General features: G+C 61.1%; 15 protein-coding genes and 1 pseudogene. 5 read left to right on the forward strand and 11 right to left on the reverse strand.

Translation table 11 applies throughout. The features are described from left to right. Positions 1 to 17: 17 nt before the first annotated feature. Positions 18 to 305: a Dabb family protein gene (locus tag NKI63_RS12915; protein ID WP_352507424.1), complete on the reverse strand. Its 288-nt coding sequence runs from the start codon at positions 303 to 305 to the stop codon at positions 18 to 20. Between the two features lie 103 nt (positions 306 to 408). Next, the gene (locus tag NKI63_RS12920; RefSeq protein ID WP_292655342.1) at positions 409 to 543 is read right to left on the reverse strand and encodes a hypothetical protein; all 135 of its coding nucleotides are present in this window, start codon (positions 541 to 543) and stop codon (positions 409 to 411) included. Positions 544 to 702: 159 nt separating this feature from the next. Here NKI63_RS12920 and NKI63_RS12925 point away from each other — a divergent pair, with 159 nt between their 5' ends. Further along, a complete protein-coding gene (locus NKI63_RS12925) occupies positions 703 to 1,692 on the forward strand; it encodes a glycerophosphodiester phosphodiesterase family protein (protein WP_352507425.1) in 990 nt (329 codons plus the stop codon). Positions 1,693 to 1,777: 85 nt separating this feature from the next. Here NKI63_RS12925 and NKI63_RS12930 read toward each other — a convergent pair. Then, positions 1,778 to 3,761, reverse strand: a pseudogene (locus tag NKI63_RS12930) (bifunctional 2',3'-cyclic-nucleotide 2'-phosphodiesterase/3'-nucleotidase). Positions 3,762 to 3,892: 131 nt separating this feature from the next. Further along, positions 3,893 to 5,158: an NAD(P)/FAD-dependent oxidoreductase gene (locus tag NKI63_RS12935; protein ID WP_352689290.1), complete on the reverse strand. Its 1,266-nt coding sequence runs from the start codon at positions 5,156 to 5,158 to the stop codon at positions 3,893 to 3,895. A 180-nt stretch (positions 5,159 to 5,338) separates the two neighbouring features. Here NKI63_RS12935 and NKI63_RS12940 point away from each other — a divergent pair, with 180 nt between their 5' ends. After that, a complete protein-coding gene (locus NKI63_RS12940) occupies positions 5,339 to 5,995 on the forward strand; it encodes a 5-formyltetrahydrofolate cyclo-ligase (protein WP_352689288.1) in 657 nt (218 codons plus the stop codon). Positions 5,996 to 6,007: 12 nt separating this feature from the next. On the opposite strand, the gene NKI63_RS12945 is transcribed toward NKI63_RS12940, so the two are convergent. Further along, positions 6,008 to 6,481 (reverse strand): Lrp/AsnC family transcriptional regulator, encoded by a 474-nt coding sequence (locus NKI63_RS12945; protein WP_023675099.1) that lies wholly within the window; start codon positions 6,479 to 6,481, stop codon positions 6,008 to 6,010. Positions 6,482 to 6,638: 157 nt separating this feature from the next. On the opposite strand from NKI63_RS12945, the gene ald reads away from it, so the two are divergent. Further along, positions 6,639 to 7,754 carry an alanine dehydrogenase gene (gene ald / locus NKI63_RS12950; RefSeq protein ID WP_352689287.1) on the forward strand — a complete coding sequence of 372 codons (1,116 nt, stop codon included), beginning with the start codon at positions 6,639 to 6,641 and terminating at the stop codon, positions 7,752 to 7,754. A gap of 197 nt (positions 7,755 to 7,951) precedes the next feature. Continuing rightward, entirely contained in the window at positions 7,952 to 9,253 is a 1,302-nt protein-coding gene (locus NKI63_RS12955) for an outer membrane protein (RefSeq protein ID WP_352478814.1), read from the forward strand. 218 nt (positions 9,254 to 9,471) lie between these two features. On the opposite strand, the gene NKI63_RS12960 is transcribed toward NKI63_RS12955, so the two are convergent. From NKI63_RS12960 to NKI63_RS12985, 6 genes are all read right to left on the reverse strand, one after another. Then, a complete protein-coding gene (locus NKI63_RS12960; protein WP_352751724.1) occupies positions 9,472 to 9,939 on the reverse strand; it encodes a DUF1203 domain-containing protein in 468 nt (155 codons plus the stop codon). Between the two features lie 77 nt (positions 9,940 to 10,016). Continuing rightward, positions 10,017 to 10,823 carry a 4-hydroxy-tetrahydrodipicolinate reductase gene (dapB, locus tag NKI63_RS12965; protein ID WP_254817178.1) on the reverse strand — a complete coding sequence of 269 codons (807 nt, stop codon included), beginning with the start codon at positions 10,821 to 10,823 and terminating at the stop codon, positions 10,017 to 10,019. Between the two features lie 145 nt (positions 10,824 to 10,968). Further along, a complete protein-coding gene (locus NKI63_RS12970; RefSeq protein WP_292655364.1) occupies positions 10,969 to 11,532 on the reverse strand; it encodes a GNAT family N-acetyltransferase in 564 nt (187 codons plus the stop codon). Between the two features lie 5 nt (positions 11,533 to 11,537). Continuing rightward, positions 11,538 to 12,389, reverse strand: a complete 852-nt coding sequence (sseA, locus tag NKI63_RS12975; protein ID WP_352751726.1) for a 3-mercaptopyruvate sulfurtransferase — start codon at positions 12,387 to 12,389, stop codon at positions 11,538 to 11,540. 35 nt (positions 12,390 to 12,424) lie between these two features. Continuing rightward, complete coding sequence (locus NKI63_RS12980) at positions 12,425 to 13,168, reverse strand: alanyl-tRNA editing protein (RefSeq protein ID WP_254817175.1); 744 nt, start codon at positions 13,166 to 13,168, stop codon at positions 12,425 to 12,427. Beyond that, a complete protein-coding gene (locus NKI63_RS12985) occupies positions 13,168 to 14,202 on the reverse strand; it encodes a cysteine synthase A (protein WP_352751728.1) in 1,035 nt (344 codons plus the stop codon). Before NKI63_RS12985 ends, NKI63_RS12980 begins: the two co-directional genes overlap by 1 nt. Positions 14,203 to 14,416: 214 nt before the next feature. Between NKI63_RS12985 and NKI63_RS12990 the strand changes: the two genes are divergently transcribed. Then, complete coding sequence (locus tag NKI63_RS12990; RefSeq protein ID WP_352751730.1) at positions 14,417 to 15,238, forward strand: SDR family NAD(P)-dependent oxidoreductase; 822 nt, start codon at positions 14,417 to 14,419, stop codon at positions 15,236 to 15,238. The last annotated feature ends 228 nt before the right edge of the window (positions 15,239 to 15,466 follow it).

The following is a 15,466-nucleotide window of genomic DNA, read 5'->3' on the forward strand; positions in this document are numbered from 1 at the left end:
TAGTGGACGGCGGCTCGTCACCTTGCAACGATGTCGGCCGAATAACGCAATTCGCGTAGCGGTTTGACCCGGCTGGTCGTCTCTGCATAGAGCGGATGCGCCTTGTAGGCGGCGAGCGCCGCTTCGTCCTCGAACTCGGCGTAGACGACCACATCGATCTCATCCGAGAGCGGGTCGACCTTGGTGTTGAGCGTTACCTCGAAATGACGCGAATGAGGTATCTTGCCAAGCTCAAGGAGGCCCGTGCGCACTGCCTCGACATCCGCTTTATGCCGTGCGCTGAAGAAAACGATATGCCGGATCAACCCAGCCTCCTCGACCGTTGGACCGGCGTTCTTTTGTGTCAGCGGCAGCGTGCCGTCAATCGGCAGGTTTGTCGCGTCTGCGAACCGTAGCAGCGAAGAGAAACTACACCATGCTGGTTACATAGTGCACGATGCGGGTCACCTCCCTGACCGTCCTGTCGAGGTAGCGGCCTTGGTTGTAAATGCCGTCCCAGATCAGGAAAAAGGTGACGGTCGTGATGACGATGACATAGCGCATGACTAAAACTAGCGCATATGGACGGCTGCAACCATAACGATTCCAACGCTGCTGGGGACCCTCCCCGGGAATCTTTAGCGGCCGTTTGATCTGCCCGGCCGTCAAAAAGTCCGATCGTGACGCAGGATGCGGCCATAACGGCCAATGGGAAATCATATCATGCGCAGACGGACGATCTCCCTCGTTGCAATTCTTGTCGCTGCAGGCGGCATCTGGCTCAACAACACCTCGCTGCTTTCGAGCCGGCCGGCCGGCACCCCTTCGGTGCTTGCGCATCGCGGCCTGGCTCAGGATTTCGACCGTACGAACCTCGGATCGGAAACATGCACGGCCGCTCGCATGCTGACGCCGCGCCATTCCCTCCTCGAGAACACGATACCGTCGATGGAAGCCGCCTTCGCGCTCGGTGCGGACGCGCTCGAACTTGATGTCCATCCTACCACGGACGGCAAGTTCGCCGTCTTCCACGATTGGACGCTGGATTGTCGCACCGACGGCAAGGGTCAAACGCGCAGCCATGCAATGTCCGAATTGAAGGCGCTCGATATTGGTTATGGCTACACTGCCGATGGCGGCAAGACCTTTCCGTTTCGCGGCAAGGGTGTCGGCATGATGCCGTCGCTGGATGAAGTCTTGCAGCGCTTCCCGAACCGACGCTTCAACATCAACGTCAAAAGCAACGATCCCAAGGAAGGCGAGATGCTGGCTGCCTGGCTCGCCACATTGACGCCGGCCGAGCGCGCCAATCTGACGGTCTATGGCGGCGACAGGCCTATGGACGCGGTCAAGGCAGCGTTGCCGGATACGCACACGCTGAGCCGCGCATCCCTGACGCGCTGCATTCTTCGCTACACTGCGCTCGGCTGGAGCGGCTACGTTCCTGATGCCTGCCGCCAGGGCACTTTGCTCATCCCCGTCAATATCGCAAAGTGGATGTGGGGCTGGCCGGACCGTTTTCTCGACCGTATGGACGGTGTCGGCAGCCATGTCTACCTGCTCGGTCCCTATTCCGGCGGCGGCTTTTCACAAGGCCTCGACGACCCAGCCTCGATCGACCAACTGCCGGACGATTATTCCGGTGGGATTTCGACGGACGCACTGGATCTGGTCATGCCTGCCATCAAGCGGCGTTTCGCACCACGTGGGTGACAAGGCCATCTGCTGGAAAAAGGTTTGCCATACCGGACAGTATCTTAGCGCTGAGACAGTTTCGAGTCGACGCTCAAATCCTCACCTAGAGAGTGATGCGGTACTTGGCAAACCCTGCTTCGCCCTCGCCCGCCGGCTCGATCTTCAGCGACGTCACTTGCGCAATGAAATCCTTTGCCCTGGCGCCGGTCTGGAATACGACGCTGGTTCCCGGTAGTGGCGCAAACGACCAGTTGGCGTCCGCCGACGGATTGATGGTGCCTTTGCTGACGATATAACGCACGATCACATCGCGGTTGGTGTCGGGCGCTTCGTAGATGATCTTCGAGGCATTGATCTGCGGGAAATTGCCTCCGCCGCCGGCTCGGTAGTTGTTGGTGGCGACGACGAATTTCCGCTTGGGATCAATTGGATTGCCGTTGAACATCAAGTCAATGATGCGGTTCGAGCCAGCATTCACCAGCCCGCCCTTCGAATCATATTTCGGTGGCTGCGACAGATCGATTTTGTAGGTGACGCCGTCGATCACGTCGAAATTATAGGATGGGAAGTCAGTGTTGATGAGCGCCTGGTCGGCTTTGCCCGGTTCGGTTCGATCCGGTTGAAGATGCCGGCCGACATTTCCAGCCATTCCTTCACCTCCGCTCCGGTGATTTCGACGGCGCGCACCGTGTTTGGATAGAGGTAGAGGTCGGCGACGTTCTTGATGGCGATATCGCCCACCGGCACGTCGGTGTAGTAGTCGGCGCCGTTGCGCCCACCCGCCTTGAACGGTGCCGCTGCCGACAGCAGCGGCATATCCTTCCACTCGGTGTTCTTCAGGATGTCCTTCAAGTACCAGGTCTGCGCCTGACTGACGATCTGGACCGATGGATCGTCGGCGACCAGCGCAAAATAGGAATAGAGCGGCGCCGAGGTTTTGCCGACAGGCCGGCGCACATAGGCGAGCGTCGCCTCGTGATCCTGTTTGAGCGCGTCGACGATGCGCTGGTCGTCCGCGACGGTCGGCTTGTTCGTCTTGTCGACCCGCTCAAAGATCGGCCTGGCCTCAGAGGTCGCCGAGACGATTTTCCATGTCGATCCGTCGCGCTCCAGCAACAGATCGATCAGCCCCATATGCGAGCCCCAGAAGCCGGCCATAACGGCGGGCTTGCCTTGCAGCGTGCCTTTCGCCGGATCGACGGCTTCCAGCAACTGAAAGTCCTTCTTGCCAGGGAAGACGAGGTGCTGGTGGCCGGTGAACACCGCATCGATGCCTTCGACACCTGCCACGAAGACGGAGGCATTCTCCATCATGTCGCTTTGCTTCACGTCGATGCCGGAATGGGAGAGCGCAATGACGATGTCGGCGCCTTCTTCCTTCATTTGCGGCACCCACGCCTTGGCCGCCTCGACGATGTCGCGCGTCTTGACACTGCCTTCGAGATTTTTCAGGTCCCAGACCATGATCTGCGGCGGCACGAAGCCAATGATGCCGATCCTGATCGGTTGCTCGGCGCCCGATCCGTCTTTGATCTTCCTGTCGAGGATGACATACGGCTTGAGATAGAGCTTGTCGTCGCGCGGGTTCGCGGCGAGCTCGGTGCCGCGGATCAGGTTCGCGCAGACGAACGGGAAATTGGCGCCGGCCAGCACCTTGTCCATGAACGACAGGCCATAGTTGAACTCGTGGTTGCCGAGCGTCGAGCATTCGTAGCCGAGCAGGTTCATGCCCTTCATGACCGGATGCAGATCGCCATCCTTCATCCCTCTCTCGTAGGCGATGTAGTCGCCCATCGGGTTGCCTTGTAGAAGGTCGCCATTATCGACCAGCATCGCGTTGGTTGCTTCCTTTCGCACGGCTTCAATCAACGATGCCGTTCGCGACAGCCCCATCGTGTCGTTGGCTTTGTCGGCGTAGTATCGTAAGGCAGCACATTCACGTGGATGTCGGTCGTCTCCATAATTCTCAGATGCGCCTGATTGGCTTGAGCACGGGCGGAGAACGGGTGCAGCATGATCAGCGCTCCGCTGGCGGCAACGCCGGCGAGGAAATCGCGGCGTGAGACGAGGTGGCGCAGTTGGGACATTCGTTTTCTCTTTCTTCCACGACGTGACAAGTCCTGCCCTAAGCAAAGCTTCGCGCCGAAATCCAGCCGAGTCCAGAAGCCGATTCCATCAAGAGGAGGTGACGCGCCGATGAATGTCCGGCAGCGAACAATCAGCCCTTATCGTCGTCGCCCTGGGTGATCAACCGCGCGCTGCGCTGACCGGTGAAGTAGATCCATAGCCAGCTCAGGGAAACCGCAAGCCGGTTACGAAAGCCGATCAGGAAGTAGATATGCGCCAAGCCCCACAGCCACCAGGCAAGCCGGCCGGTGAGCTTGATCCAGCCGAAATCGATGGCCGCGGCGCGCTTGCCGATCGTCGCCAGATCGCCGTCATGCCTGTAGCTGAAAGGACGCGGTGTCGCGTCACCGGCAAGCCTTGCCTTGATCGTCGCGGCGACGTGCCGCCCCTGCTGCTTGGCGGCCGGCGCGACGCCCGGCACCAGCCGGCCATCCGGCCGCAGGACGTGCGCTGCGTCACCGATGACGAAAATCTCCGGGTTTCCCGGCACACTCAGGTCGGGCTCGACAAGCACCCTGCCCGCGCGGTCCGCTGCCGCGCCGAGCCATTCGGCGGCCGGCGAAGCGGCGACGCCCGCCGCCCACAGGATTGTCCTGGCCGGCAAGTGTGTGTCGCCGAAGACGACACCCTCGGCATCGCAGCGCGTAACCGCCCGGCCGAGTTCGACGGTCACGCCGAGCCTTTCGAGCGCCTTCGTTGCATAACCGGAGAGTTCGGGAGCGAAATTGGAGAGGATGCGGTCGCCGGCCTCAATCAGCACCACACGCGTCTGCCGCGTGTCGATGTTGCGGAACTCACCGCGCAGCGTGTCGTGCGCCAGCTCAGCAATGGTGCCGGCCAGTTCCACGCCGGTCGGCCCGCCGCCGACGATCGCCAGCGTCAGCAATGCCTGACGCTTGGCGGGATCGGTTTCCCGTTCGGCCCGCTCGAAAGCCAAAAGAATACGCCGTCGAATGGTGGTGGCGTCCTCCAGCGTCTTCAGGCCCGGGGCGAACGGTTCCCACTCGTCATGGCCGAAATAGGCGTGCCGCGCGCCGGTCGCCAGCACAAGCGTGTCGTAAGCGACCGTGCCACCGTCCTGCAGCAGCACGCGCTTGCCGGTGCGGTCGATGCCGGTAACGGTGGCGAGCAGCGTCGTCACATCATCGCGCTTGCGCAGGAGATGGCGGATCGGCCAGGCCACTTCGGAGGTGGCCAGCGCCGTCGTCGCCACCTGGTAGAGTAGTGGCTGAAAGAGGTGATGATTACGCCTGTCGATCATGGTGATGCGCGCCGGCGCGCCGGCAAGTGCGCGGGTGAATTCGAGACCGCCGAATCCGGCGCCCACGACGACGACGTGATGGTTGGTTGTGTTCATCTCACTCATCCCTCTCGCCAAGGCTGATGTAAGTGTCCTTGTGCAGTGCAGCAATGCCTGCGCTGCAACTAACTGGGAGTCGTCTCTTGATGTCGTGAATACGCATGCTGCAGACTCGTTCCCAGATATAGCCTGCGTCCACGATACGACTTGGTTGGAACTGTATATTGCAGGTGAAGCATGGCTAGGGATGAAGACGAAGGCTCAGCGCAGTACGCCTCCCCGCCTTGTTTTATGCACGAGCTCGACCCGGAGTTCCAAGCTCCGCTATCCGACTGGACCGACGTAAGGCGCTGGCGCAAGGCCGAGCGCCAGCGATTGATCGCATCCCGCCTTGCCGTTTCAGCCGACACGCGCGCAGCCATGTCGCAGCGCATTGCCGAAGGGCTCGACGCGGTGATCGGTGACGTCGCCGGCCGCGTGGTCAGCCTCTATTGGCCGTTTCGCGGCGAGCCGGACCTGCGCCCGTGGATGGAAACCGTCAACGCGCGGGGCGGGCGCACGGCGTTGCCCGTCGTCGTCGAGAAAGACCGGCCGCTTGTCTTTCGCGCCTATACCCACGGAGACCGGCTAGAGAAGGGCGTCTGGAATATCCCGATACCGGCTGACGGCGATCCGGTGTTACCCGACATAGTCATTTCGCCGATTGTCGGCATCGATCCTGAGCAGTTTCGCCTGGGCTATGGCGGCGGCTTCTTCGATCGTACGCTTGCCGCGATGCCCTTCAAGCCGCTGGTCATCGGCGTCGGCTACGAACTGCAGCGCATCGTCAGCATCTACCCGCAGCCACACGACATTCCGATGGACCGTGTGGTGACCGAGGCAGTCAACACCTAGGCGAGTTCGGGCCTAGGCGAGTTCAGGTTTCATTCCCACGGCCGTGCGATCGACGATTTCGCGCAAGGCAAAAGACGAATTGATCTTCGTCACATGCGGCATTGCCGACAGCCACTCCTTGTGGATACGTTCGTAGTCGACGAGATCCTTTGCCGCTATGCGCAGGATGTAGTCATATTCGCCCGACATCAAATGGCAGGATAGGACGTTCGGGCAGCGCTTTATCGCCGCCTCGAAATCCGACAACGTCTTCTCGAATTGCCCGGACAGCGATATATGCACGATCGCCGTCATCTGGTGCCCAAGTGCAGCGTTGGACAGCCGGGCGTGATAGCCGCGGATGGTTCCGGATTTCTCCAGATTGTCCAGCCGCCGCGAACAGGCCGACTGCGATAGGCCGACCTTCTCGGCGAGCGCTGCATTGGGTATCCGCCCATCCTTCTGCAACGTCTCAAGAATGGCAATATCAATCCTGTCGAGCGGCATTTTTGCGAGTTCCTGCGACAATTGCAATGTTTTGCGCAACGATTATCGAAGAGTCGCCTCTCAGGCAAGCGCATTCGCAAACACTTATCGAGCGATTCGTGGTTCACTATTTCTAGACAGGGAACGAGCCCCAAAGGGCCGGATCAGGAGAAAAAAGATGCGCGTCGGTTGCCCCCGGGAAATCAAGAATCACGAATACCGCGTCGGCCTGACACCGGGCTCGGTCCGCGAATATGTCGCGCATGGCCATGAAGTGCTGGTCGAGACCGGCGCCGGTGCAGGCATCGGCGCCGATGACAACGCGTATCGCGCTGCCGGCGCCACGATCGCCAAGACGGCAGCCGACGTGTTTGCCAAGTCCGACATGATCGTGAAGGTCAAGGAGCCGCAGCCCAGCGAATGGGTTCAGCTCCGCGACGGCCAGATCCTCTATACCTATCTACATCTTGCCCCGGATCCGGAGCAAACCAAGGGCCTGTTGGCCTCCGGCGTGACCGCGATAGCTTACGAGACGGTCACCGACGAGCGCGGCGGCCTGCCGCTCTTGGCGCCGATGTCGGAAGTTGCCGGCCGCCTGTCGATCCAGGCGGGCGCCACGGCGCTGCAAAAGGCCAATGGCGGCCGCGGCGTGCTACTTGGCGGCGTGCCCGGCGTGCTCCCCGGCAAGGTCACCGTGCTCGGCGGCGGCGTTGTCGGCCTGCATGCCGCACGGATGGCGGCCGGCCTCGGCGCCGACGTCACTATTATCGACCGCTCGATCCCGCGCCTGCGTCAGCTCGACGACATCTTTGGCGGCCGCGTTCACACCCGCTACTCGACCGTCGAGGCGCTGGAGGAAGAATGTTTTTCGGCTGACATAGTCGTCGGCGCCGTGCTGATCCCGGGGGCAGCAGCGCCCAAGCTGGTGACGCGCGAAATGCTGTCGGGCATGAAGAAAGGTGCCGTGCTGGTCGACGTCGCCATCGACCAGGGCGGCTGTTTCGAGACCTCGCACGCCACCACCCATGCCGAGCCGACCTATGAAGTCGACGGCATCATCCATTATTGCGTCGCCAACATGCCGGGTGCGGTGCCGGTCACCTCGGCCCACGCGCTCAACAATGCTACGCTGCACTATGGCCTGCAGCTCGCCGACAAGGGCCTCAAGGCGCTGGTAGACGACCACCATCTGCGCAACGGACTGAACGTCCACAAGGGCAAGATAACGAATCGCGCGGTGGCCGAAGCGCTCGGTTACGAACTGGTCGAGCCGAAGGCCGTTCTCGCGGCCTGATTTCCAACCGTTTGTTCCTGATGAGTCGCCGATGCTGTCGGCGGCTGCTTGTTCACAGGCAATTTTCTCGGTCTACAGCCGGTCTTGCCCGCATCTGGTGCCCGTTTGATGCAATGTGCTCTTTCTGTGGCTTTTTTGTTACAGCCGCCACAATGAGCCGATGCTACGTAGATGTCGGGTTCACCAGGGGCAGGGTAATGATCAGCAGAAAATTCACGAAATCTCTTCTTCTCGGCGCAGTTTCTGTTCTGGCGCTTGGGTCGGTCTCTCATGCCGCCGACGTGGTCGAACCGGTCGTGGAGACGGCGGGCTTCAACTGGAGTGGCATCTACGTCGGCTTTGGCGTTGGCGCCGGGGCGAACGTCCACGAGTTGAGCAGCGACTTCATTCCTGGGGTGTCGTTCAACGGTATTGGTGGCGAAGGCCTGTACGGTGAACTCACCGTTGGGTATGACTATATGGTGGCGCCGCGGTTCCTGATCGGCGGACTTCTGGACGCTCATGCCGGCAACATCGAAACCTCCCTCGACGTTGCTGGATTCGACGCATCGGTCAAAGAGACCTATGGTTTCGACGCTGGCTTGCGGGCAGGCTACCTCTTCACGCCAAACACTTTGGGCTATGTCCTTGGTGGCTATTCATGGCAGAAATACAAATTTGACACGAGCGCAGGTTTTGACTTCGACTGGGACCAGAGCGGCTACTTCGTCGGAGCCGGCGTCGAGACGGCCATCAACAGCAACTGGACCATCAAAACCGAATATCGTTTTACGCAATTCAGCACCAACGATGATGTCCTTTCCGAGTTCGGTGTACCGGATGGCGCAATCAACCTCGATACATCGCGTCACACGTTCCAGGTAGCAGCCAATTATCGTTTTGGCGCCCAGAATGGCGGTGTCTCTTCCTTTGAGGCACCTACCTACAACTGGACCGGCTTCTATATCGGCGGTGCGGGCGGCGCGGGTGCGTCGGTGCATCAGATCAATGTTCCGCCGCTTGGCGACCTGGAGTTCAACGGTATCGGCGGCGAAGGCGTGTTTGGCGAATTGAACGCCGGCTACGATCATGACTTCGGCAGCTGGGTTGCCGGCGTTATGGTTGATGCTCGCTACTCCGGCATGACCTCGGAGCTGGAAGTGCCCGGCGGGTCCATTAATCTGGACACCGACTATGGTTTCGATGTGCTGGGCCGGGTCGGTTTGAAGGTCAACGAATCAACCCTCGCCTATGTGCTTGGCGGTTACAGCTGGCAGCATTTCGATCTGAACGCATCTTCACCCATCGGCGACATCATCGATTGGGGCTCGAGCGGCTTCTCGGTCGGTGGTGGTTTGGAAGCGGCCGTGACCAACAACGTAACTGTCGGTCTCGAATATCGTTATTCGCAGTTTGCCGAGAAGGATATTCTGGAGGAGTTTGGAGGGCCGAGCGATGTCCTCACCACCACTCCTTCTTTCCACACCGTCCGTATCGGTGCGAAGTATAAGTTCAACTAAGGCCCTCCAGGCAAATCGTTCAAGCCCGCCGGCTAATCCCGGCGGGTTTTTTGTTTTGCGAACAATGCAGGCACAAAAAAGCGGAGCCAAAGCCCCGCTTCCTCGGTTATCGAGATTTCCGCCGGTTCATCCGCGGTCGGCAAATCGATCGACAGTCTCTTTCTACCGCTTGTATGCGACGGGAGTGCGACAGGCCCAAGCCGGTGCAGCCTGTTCGGTTACGCGCGGTCGATCCGGCACTGATAGCAATTGTTGCGGGCCGAGCGGATGTGGACGTAGTCAATGTCGTCGCGTCTGAACAACGTCTCTGCCCGTGCGGCAATGGCGTCGGTCGGAATGACGCCGCCGCTACCGTAAACAATACGGTCGTCCTTGCAATAACCGCGCACGATGTAATCGCTGCTTTCGAGCATTTCGGGAAGCAACTCAACCTCGGCAGCGCGTTCGCATTCTTCCGCATGCAGAAAGATCGGCCCGGTTTCGGCATAAGGCTGCAGCTCCGAAAAAGGCCGATAGGCCAGAACAAGATAGGGTTCCCCCGCAGCAACATTCTTCAAGCAATGACGGCAAGGCACGCCGTCGCCGTCCGAAATCTGCCGCTCTGGCTTCAGGCCATAAGCATCCGCCCCGCCGCGCTGAAGTGCCCGGACCGCGTCGGTTGGCAAGGCCTTGAATCTTATCATCATGGCAAAATCTCCGGTGTCGTTGACCGGAAATTATGCTCGCAAGACAGAGCTTCCCACCCGATTCCTGCCGAAATGGATCAGTCCATCAGCGCGTCGAGACCGCGAACCAGACCCTTGATCTGCTGTACCCGTCTGATGGCGAGCAGCGTGCCCGCCACATAGGGTGCCGCGGACGAGCCGGCGTCGTGGCGGATGGTCAGCCGCTCGTCTGGCAGGCCGAACAGCGCCTCGCAGGACAGGATGTAGGACGGCAGGCGAAGCGCGTGCACTTGCACCCCCTCGCCTGCGCCGACCGCACCCCCGCGTGTAGCCGGCACGCCAGAGACCTCGGAGACCGGCTTTGCCGTTGAGGCCTTGCGGATGTCGGCCAGCGCCTCAGCAAGCTCCCGTGCGGTACCGGAGGGCGCGTCGGGCTTCTTTGCACTGGCATAATCGATGACCTCGACATCCGGCACGTATTTTGCCGCCATAAGTGCAAACCGCTTCATCAGCGTCGCGGTGATGGAAAAGTTGCCGGCGGCAACGACGCCGACGCCGTTGGCGCGCGCCGCGGCATCGATGTCGGCATAGTCGGCAGCACCCAGTCCCGATGTGCCGATCACAGCGTGCCGTCCCTTGTCGATGGCGAGCAGCACATGGTCTTTCACGACATGCGGCTTGGTGAAGTCGACCAGTACGTCCGACGGCGCCTCCAGCGCCTCGGCCAGCGAAGCCGAAACGACAATACCATTAGCCGGCATGCCAACCAGCAGACCGGAATCCTGCCCAGCGCCGCTACGTGACACGGCCCCGGCCAGCGCCATGTCGCCTTGCGCCCCGATCGCCGGAACCAGCGCCTTGCCGACCCAGCCCGTCGCGCCGGCCATTACCACCCGTATTGTCATCGTGCGATCCTCCATCACCATCGGTTTTTAGACGACAGCGATATGGAAAGTGCCAGGCTCATACAAGTCGGACACACCTTTGAGTGTTGATCCAGACCCTGGGCGTGGCAACGACAAGCTGAAGCCTGGATGAACGGGCCTGAAATCACGGCCGCATGACGCTGGCCGCGCGCTCGGCGAAAGACATCGGATGTACGACCTCTTTTTTTTGCGCCACTGGCGTAAAGCCTAGTTTTTGATAGAGCGGCAGTGCTGCCGGGTGATCGAGGGTACAGGTTTGCACGGTTACCCGCCTTGGCCCGTGCGACCACGCCGCGGCGATTGCCGCACCGAGGAACCAGCGGCCGATGCCTTGCCCGGTCGCGTGCTCCATCATTCCGAAATAAGCGAGTTCCACTTCCTCCGGCAAATGCGGTTTGAGGTCGAAGAAGCCGGCCGGCGCACCATCCAGATAAAGCACCCTGATGTCGCGGTCCTCGCGGTGAATGCCCGCCGCAAGCTCCTCGTCGCTCAGCCTCAGCACATTGACCCAGTGCCATTTGCGGCCGACCCGATCCATCAAATAGCGGTAGAAATGCAGCGGAATGTCTTTGGTCTTGAGCAGCGCGATCTGGCGGTTGTACGGCAGAGGGGGCGAATAGGCAGGCGGCACATGCATTTCGAGAAACGTCACGGTGACGTCGATGTCTTCCAGCGATCCGTCTTCCATTCCCGTCAGTCCTTGCCCGTCACGACGGGCGTGTCGGAAAGCCCGCCCCATTCGGTCCACGAACCGTCATAAAGCCTGTTGTCGGTATGGCCAAGCGTCTCCAAAGCTAGCGTGATGGCTGCCGCGGTGACGCCCGAGCCGCAGGAGGTGACGACCGGCTTCGACAGGTCGATGCCCGCTCCTTCGATCACGTTGCGTAGCCTGTCCTTTGGCAACAATTCGCCGTTTTCCGAAAGCGCCGAAAACGGCACGTTGTGCGCGCCCGGCATATGACCGGAGCGGATGCCGGGGCGCGGCTCCGGCTCGGTGCCGGCAAAACGGCCAGGCGAGCGCGCGTCGGCGATCTGGCTCTCCCCCGTCTCGACGATCCGGCGCATGTCGGCAAGGCTGGCGACGCGGGCGGCATCAAAGTTGGCATAAAACACGCAAGGGGCGATCTTCGTCGGCTCCGCCGTCACCGGCCGTCCGGCGGCTTTCCAACGGTCGAAGCCGCCGTCGAGAACATAGACCTGGAATACGCCCATGACGCGAAACAACCACCAGACGCGCGGTGCAGAAAAGAACCCTGGCCCGTCATAGACAACAATCGTGTCATCGGCCGAAATACCCATCGCGCCGACATATTGCGCGAAATGCTGCGGCGACGGCAGCGTGTGCGGCAGAGCCGCGTCGGGGTCCGAAACCGCATCCTGGTCAAGGAAGCGGGCGCCTGGAATATGCGCTGCGCCATACTCGGCGCGCGCGTCGCGCTTTTGTGCCGGCAGATACCAGGACGCGTCGACAATCGTCAGGCCGGGCTTGCCGAGCCGCTTCTGCAACCAATCGGCATCGATGGTGAAAGGACTGTCGTCGGCCATCTTTTCTCTCCTGTCCCGCCTGTCGCAGTCCTATATCAGGCTGGCGGCATAGGACCAAAGCGAATGCGGAAGCGCCGGTTCTCGCGGCCCTTCTTCTCGATCTTGCCGATATGGATCTCGCCGATTTCGCCGGTGCTCTTTACATGGGTGCCGCCGCAAGGCTGGCTGTCGATCGAGGCGTTCTCGCCGATGCAGACCAATCGGATCTTTCCCGTGCCAGCCGGAGGGCGCACATTCTTGGATTTCACCAGGCCCGGATTGGATGCCAGTTCCTCGTCGGAAATGAGCCGGGTGAAGATCGGGTGGTCGGCCCGCACCAGCTCCATCAGTCTGGCCGTCACGTCTTCCTTAGTAAAGCCGGCGTCCGGGATGTCGAAATCGATACGGCTGTCGTCCTCGGAAACCGCGGCGCCGGTGATCGGGAACGGGCAGACGACGGTAAGCAAGTGGCAGGCAGAATGCATGCGCATCAGCAACTGCCGCCGCGGCCAGTCGATGGCGAGCCGCATGCGCTCGCCCACCTTTGGAACTGCCTGCTCCAGCGCCGGCACATGGATGATCTCGTCCTTGGTTTCGCCGGTGATCGTAGCGGCAATCGCTATGCCGGTGCCGTCGGCACGTTCGAGGCTGCCGGTGTCGCCCGGCTGTCCGCCCGATGTGGCGTAAAACACCGTCCGGTCCAGAATGATGCCGCCGCGATCGTTGACTGCGACGACGGTGGCGTCGGCCGTCCCCAAATAGGCGTCGTCACGAAACAGCGCTTCGGTCTTGTGCGCCATCACGCAACCCTTTCGAACGGTACCGAAATCGTGCTCTGTTGCTCCATCCACCCCGGCACCGTCAGCTTCTTTTCGCGCAGGAATTCAGGATTGAACAGCTTCGACTGGTAGCGCGTGCCGTAGTCGCAAAGCATGGTCACGATGGTGTGGCCGGGGCCTAGCTCGCGCGCCAGGCGAACGGCGCCGGCAATGTTGATGCCCGTCGAACCGCCAACGCAAAGCCCCTCCTCCTGGATCAGGTCGAATATGATCGGCAGCGCGTCCTCGTCGGGGATCTGGAAGGCAAAATCGGGTGTAAAGCCTTGGAGGTTGGCGGTGATCCGCCCCTGCCCGATGCCTTCGGTGATCGAACTGCCCTCGGATTTCAGCTCGCCGCTGGTGTAGAAGGAATAGAGCGCTGCCCCCAGCGGATCGGCCAGCGCGATCTTGACCTGGTTGTTTTTGGCCTTCAGCCCGAAACCGACGCCTGCCAGAGTGCCGCCGGAACCGACCGCCGACACGAAACCATCCACCTTGCCGTCGGTCTGGTTCCAGATTTCTTCGGCCGTGGTGCGGATATGGCCGTCACGGTTGGCGACATTGTCGAACTGGTTGGCCCAGATCGCGCCGTTCGGCTCGGTCTTCGCCATCTGCTCGGCCAGCCGGCCCGACAGCTTCACGTAGTTGTTCGGGTTCTTGTAAGGCACGGCGGGCACTTCGATCAGCTCGGCGCCGAGCAGTTTGATTGTATCCTTCTTCTCCTGGCTCTGGGTGTCGGGAATGACGATCACCGTGCGGTAGCCGAGCGCCTTGGCAACCAGTGTCAAGCCGATGCCGGTATTTCCGGCCGTCCCCTCGACGATGACGCCGCCGGGCCGCAGCAACCCGCGCTGCTCCGCATCGCGGATGATAAACAGGCCGGCGCGGTCCTTGACCGACTGCCCGGGATTCATGAATTCGGCCTTGCCCAGGATCTCGCAGCCGGTTGCTTCCGAGGCCTTGTTGAGGCGGATCAGGGGCGTGTTGCCGATCACGTCGATCACAGAACGGGGCATGGAGATTCCTTTGTGGGTGCGGCGAAACCCTAGAAACCCGAAGCTTCGGTTTCAAGGCAAGAATTTGCCTGGTCCAGTCGCATTCGCACACTGCAATTCCTGCACCCAGGGGCGCCCAGCCGGTATTCATTTCAACGATGTACCGAAAAGCACTCTTTTCATTCGATTTCTTCACCGGTAGAGCACAGGTTAAGAAGGGCCGGCGGGGCGCAGCATGACACTCTATCGGGCCAATCCGAAGCATGGCGTCGCCTGGATTACGGGCGGCAGCAGCGGTATCGGCCGTTCGCTGGCCAAGGATCTTGCCGCTCAGGGCTATGTCATCGCGGTGACTGCGCCCGATGACCAGCCGATCGATACGCTCATCGTCGAAACGGCGCAGATGTCGGGGCGTGTCGCAGCCTTTCCTTGCGACGTGACCGACGAAAAACGCATGGCAGAGACGGTTGCAGCGATCGAGAAAAATCTCGGTCCGATCGTGTTGGCAGTGTTCAACGCGGGAAGCTATATCGCAACGCCCGGCGAGGATCTTGTCGCGCGCAATTTCCGTTGGTCTTTCGAAGTCAATTATTTCGGCATCATCAATGGCCTGGTGCCGGTCATCGAACGCATGCGCGTGCGCTCGCGCGGCCATGTCGTGCTGATCGGTTCGGTCACCGCCTATTTCGGCTGGCCCACTACCGCCGCCTATGGCGGCACCAACGCGGCGGTCAATATCCTGGCCGAGTCGCTGAAATATGATTTCGACAAGATGAACGTCCGCATCCAGGTGATTAATCCGGGCTTTGTCGACACGCGGCTGACTGAGAAGAACGTCCTGCCGATGCCGGGCTTGATGCCGGTCAACCTGGCCTCGCGCCGTATCGCGCAAGGCATCGAATGCGGCGGCTTCGAAGTCACTTTCCCACGCCGCCTGAGCTGGACGCTGAAGCTGCTCAGGATGCTGCCGAGGCCGTTCTGCCGATGGGTGATCAGCACGGTCACCCGCTGGGATGCGCGGCCGCTGAATTTCGACCGCAAGCCACCGGTCGAATAGGATCGGTGACGCGGCGACGGATCGTGTTTGCGGGTCGCTGGGGCGCCACGTCATTGCCGGCGACGCGCTCGCGCCATTGACCACGCCTTCCCTCGCGCAGCGGACTGTCGTGTGGGTCGAGGCGGTGGTGAAGTAAACCAGAGGCCTCAAGCAAAGGGCGACCGAAGCATCACTCCGGTCGCCCTTTTCAATCGTGAGTAACCAAGCCAGGCTTGGCCGGACGCAAAA

It is taken from the genome of Mesorhizobium sp. M0410 (assembly GCF_040321435.1).
In the GTDB taxonomy this organism is placed as follows: Bacteria; Pseudomonadota; Alphaproteobacteria; order Rhizobiales; family Rhizobiaceae; genus Mesorhizobium.

Coding starts and splice junctions, on each gene's coding strand:
- NKI63_RS12920 (WP_292655342.1), bottom strand. CDS start 543: ATGCGCTATGTCATCGTCATCACGACCGTCACCTTTTTCCTGATCTGG.
- NKI63_RS12925 (WP_352507425.1), top strand. CDS start 703: ATGCGCAGACGGACGATCTCCCTCGTTGCAATTCTTGTCGCTGCAGGC.
- NKI63_RS12935 (WP_352689290.1), bottom strand. CDS start 5,158: ATGAACACAACCAACCATCACGTCGTCGTCGTGGGCGCCGGATTCGGC.
- NKI63_RS12940 (WP_352689288.1), top strand. CDS start 5,339: ATGGCTAGGGATGAAGACGAAGGCTCAGCGCAGTACGCCTCCCCGCCT.
- NKI63_RS12945 (WP_023675099.1), bottom strand. CDS start 6,481: ATGCCGCTCGACAGGATTGATATTGCCATTCTTGAGACGTTGCAGAAG.
- ald (WP_352689287.1), top strand. CDS start 6,639: ATGCGCGTCGGTTGCCCCCGGGAAATCAAGAATCACGAATACCGCGTC.
- NKI63_RS12955 (WP_352478814.1), top strand. CDS start 7,952: ATGATCAGCAGAAAATTCACGAAATCTCTTCTTCTCGGCGCAGTTTCT.
- NKI63_RS12960 (WP_352751724.1), bottom strand. CDS start 9,939: ATGATGATAAGATTCAAGGCCTTGCCAACCGACGCGGTCCGGGCACTT.
- dapB (WP_254817178.1), bottom strand. CDS start 10,823: ATGACAATACGGGTGGTAATGGCCGGCGCGACGGGCTGGGTCGGCAAG.
- NKI63_RS12970 (WP_292655364.1), bottom strand. CDS start 11,532: ATGGAAGACGGATCGCTGGAAGACATCGACGTCACCGTGACGTTTCTC.
- sseA (WP_352751726.1), bottom strand. CDS start 12,389: ATGGCCGACGACAGTCCTTTCACCATCGATGCCGATTGGTTGCAGAAG.
- NKI63_RS12980 (WP_254817175.1), bottom strand. CDS start 13,168: ATGGCGCACAAGACCGAAGCGCTGTTTCGTGACGACGCCTATTTGGGG.
- NKI63_RS12985 (WP_352751728.1), bottom strand. CDS start 14,202: ATGCCCCGTTCTGTGATCGACGTGATCGGCAACACGCCCCTGATCCGC.
- NKI63_RS12990 (WP_352751730.1), top strand. CDS start 14,417: ATGACACTCTATCGGGCCAATCCGAAGCATGGCGTCGCCTGGATTACG.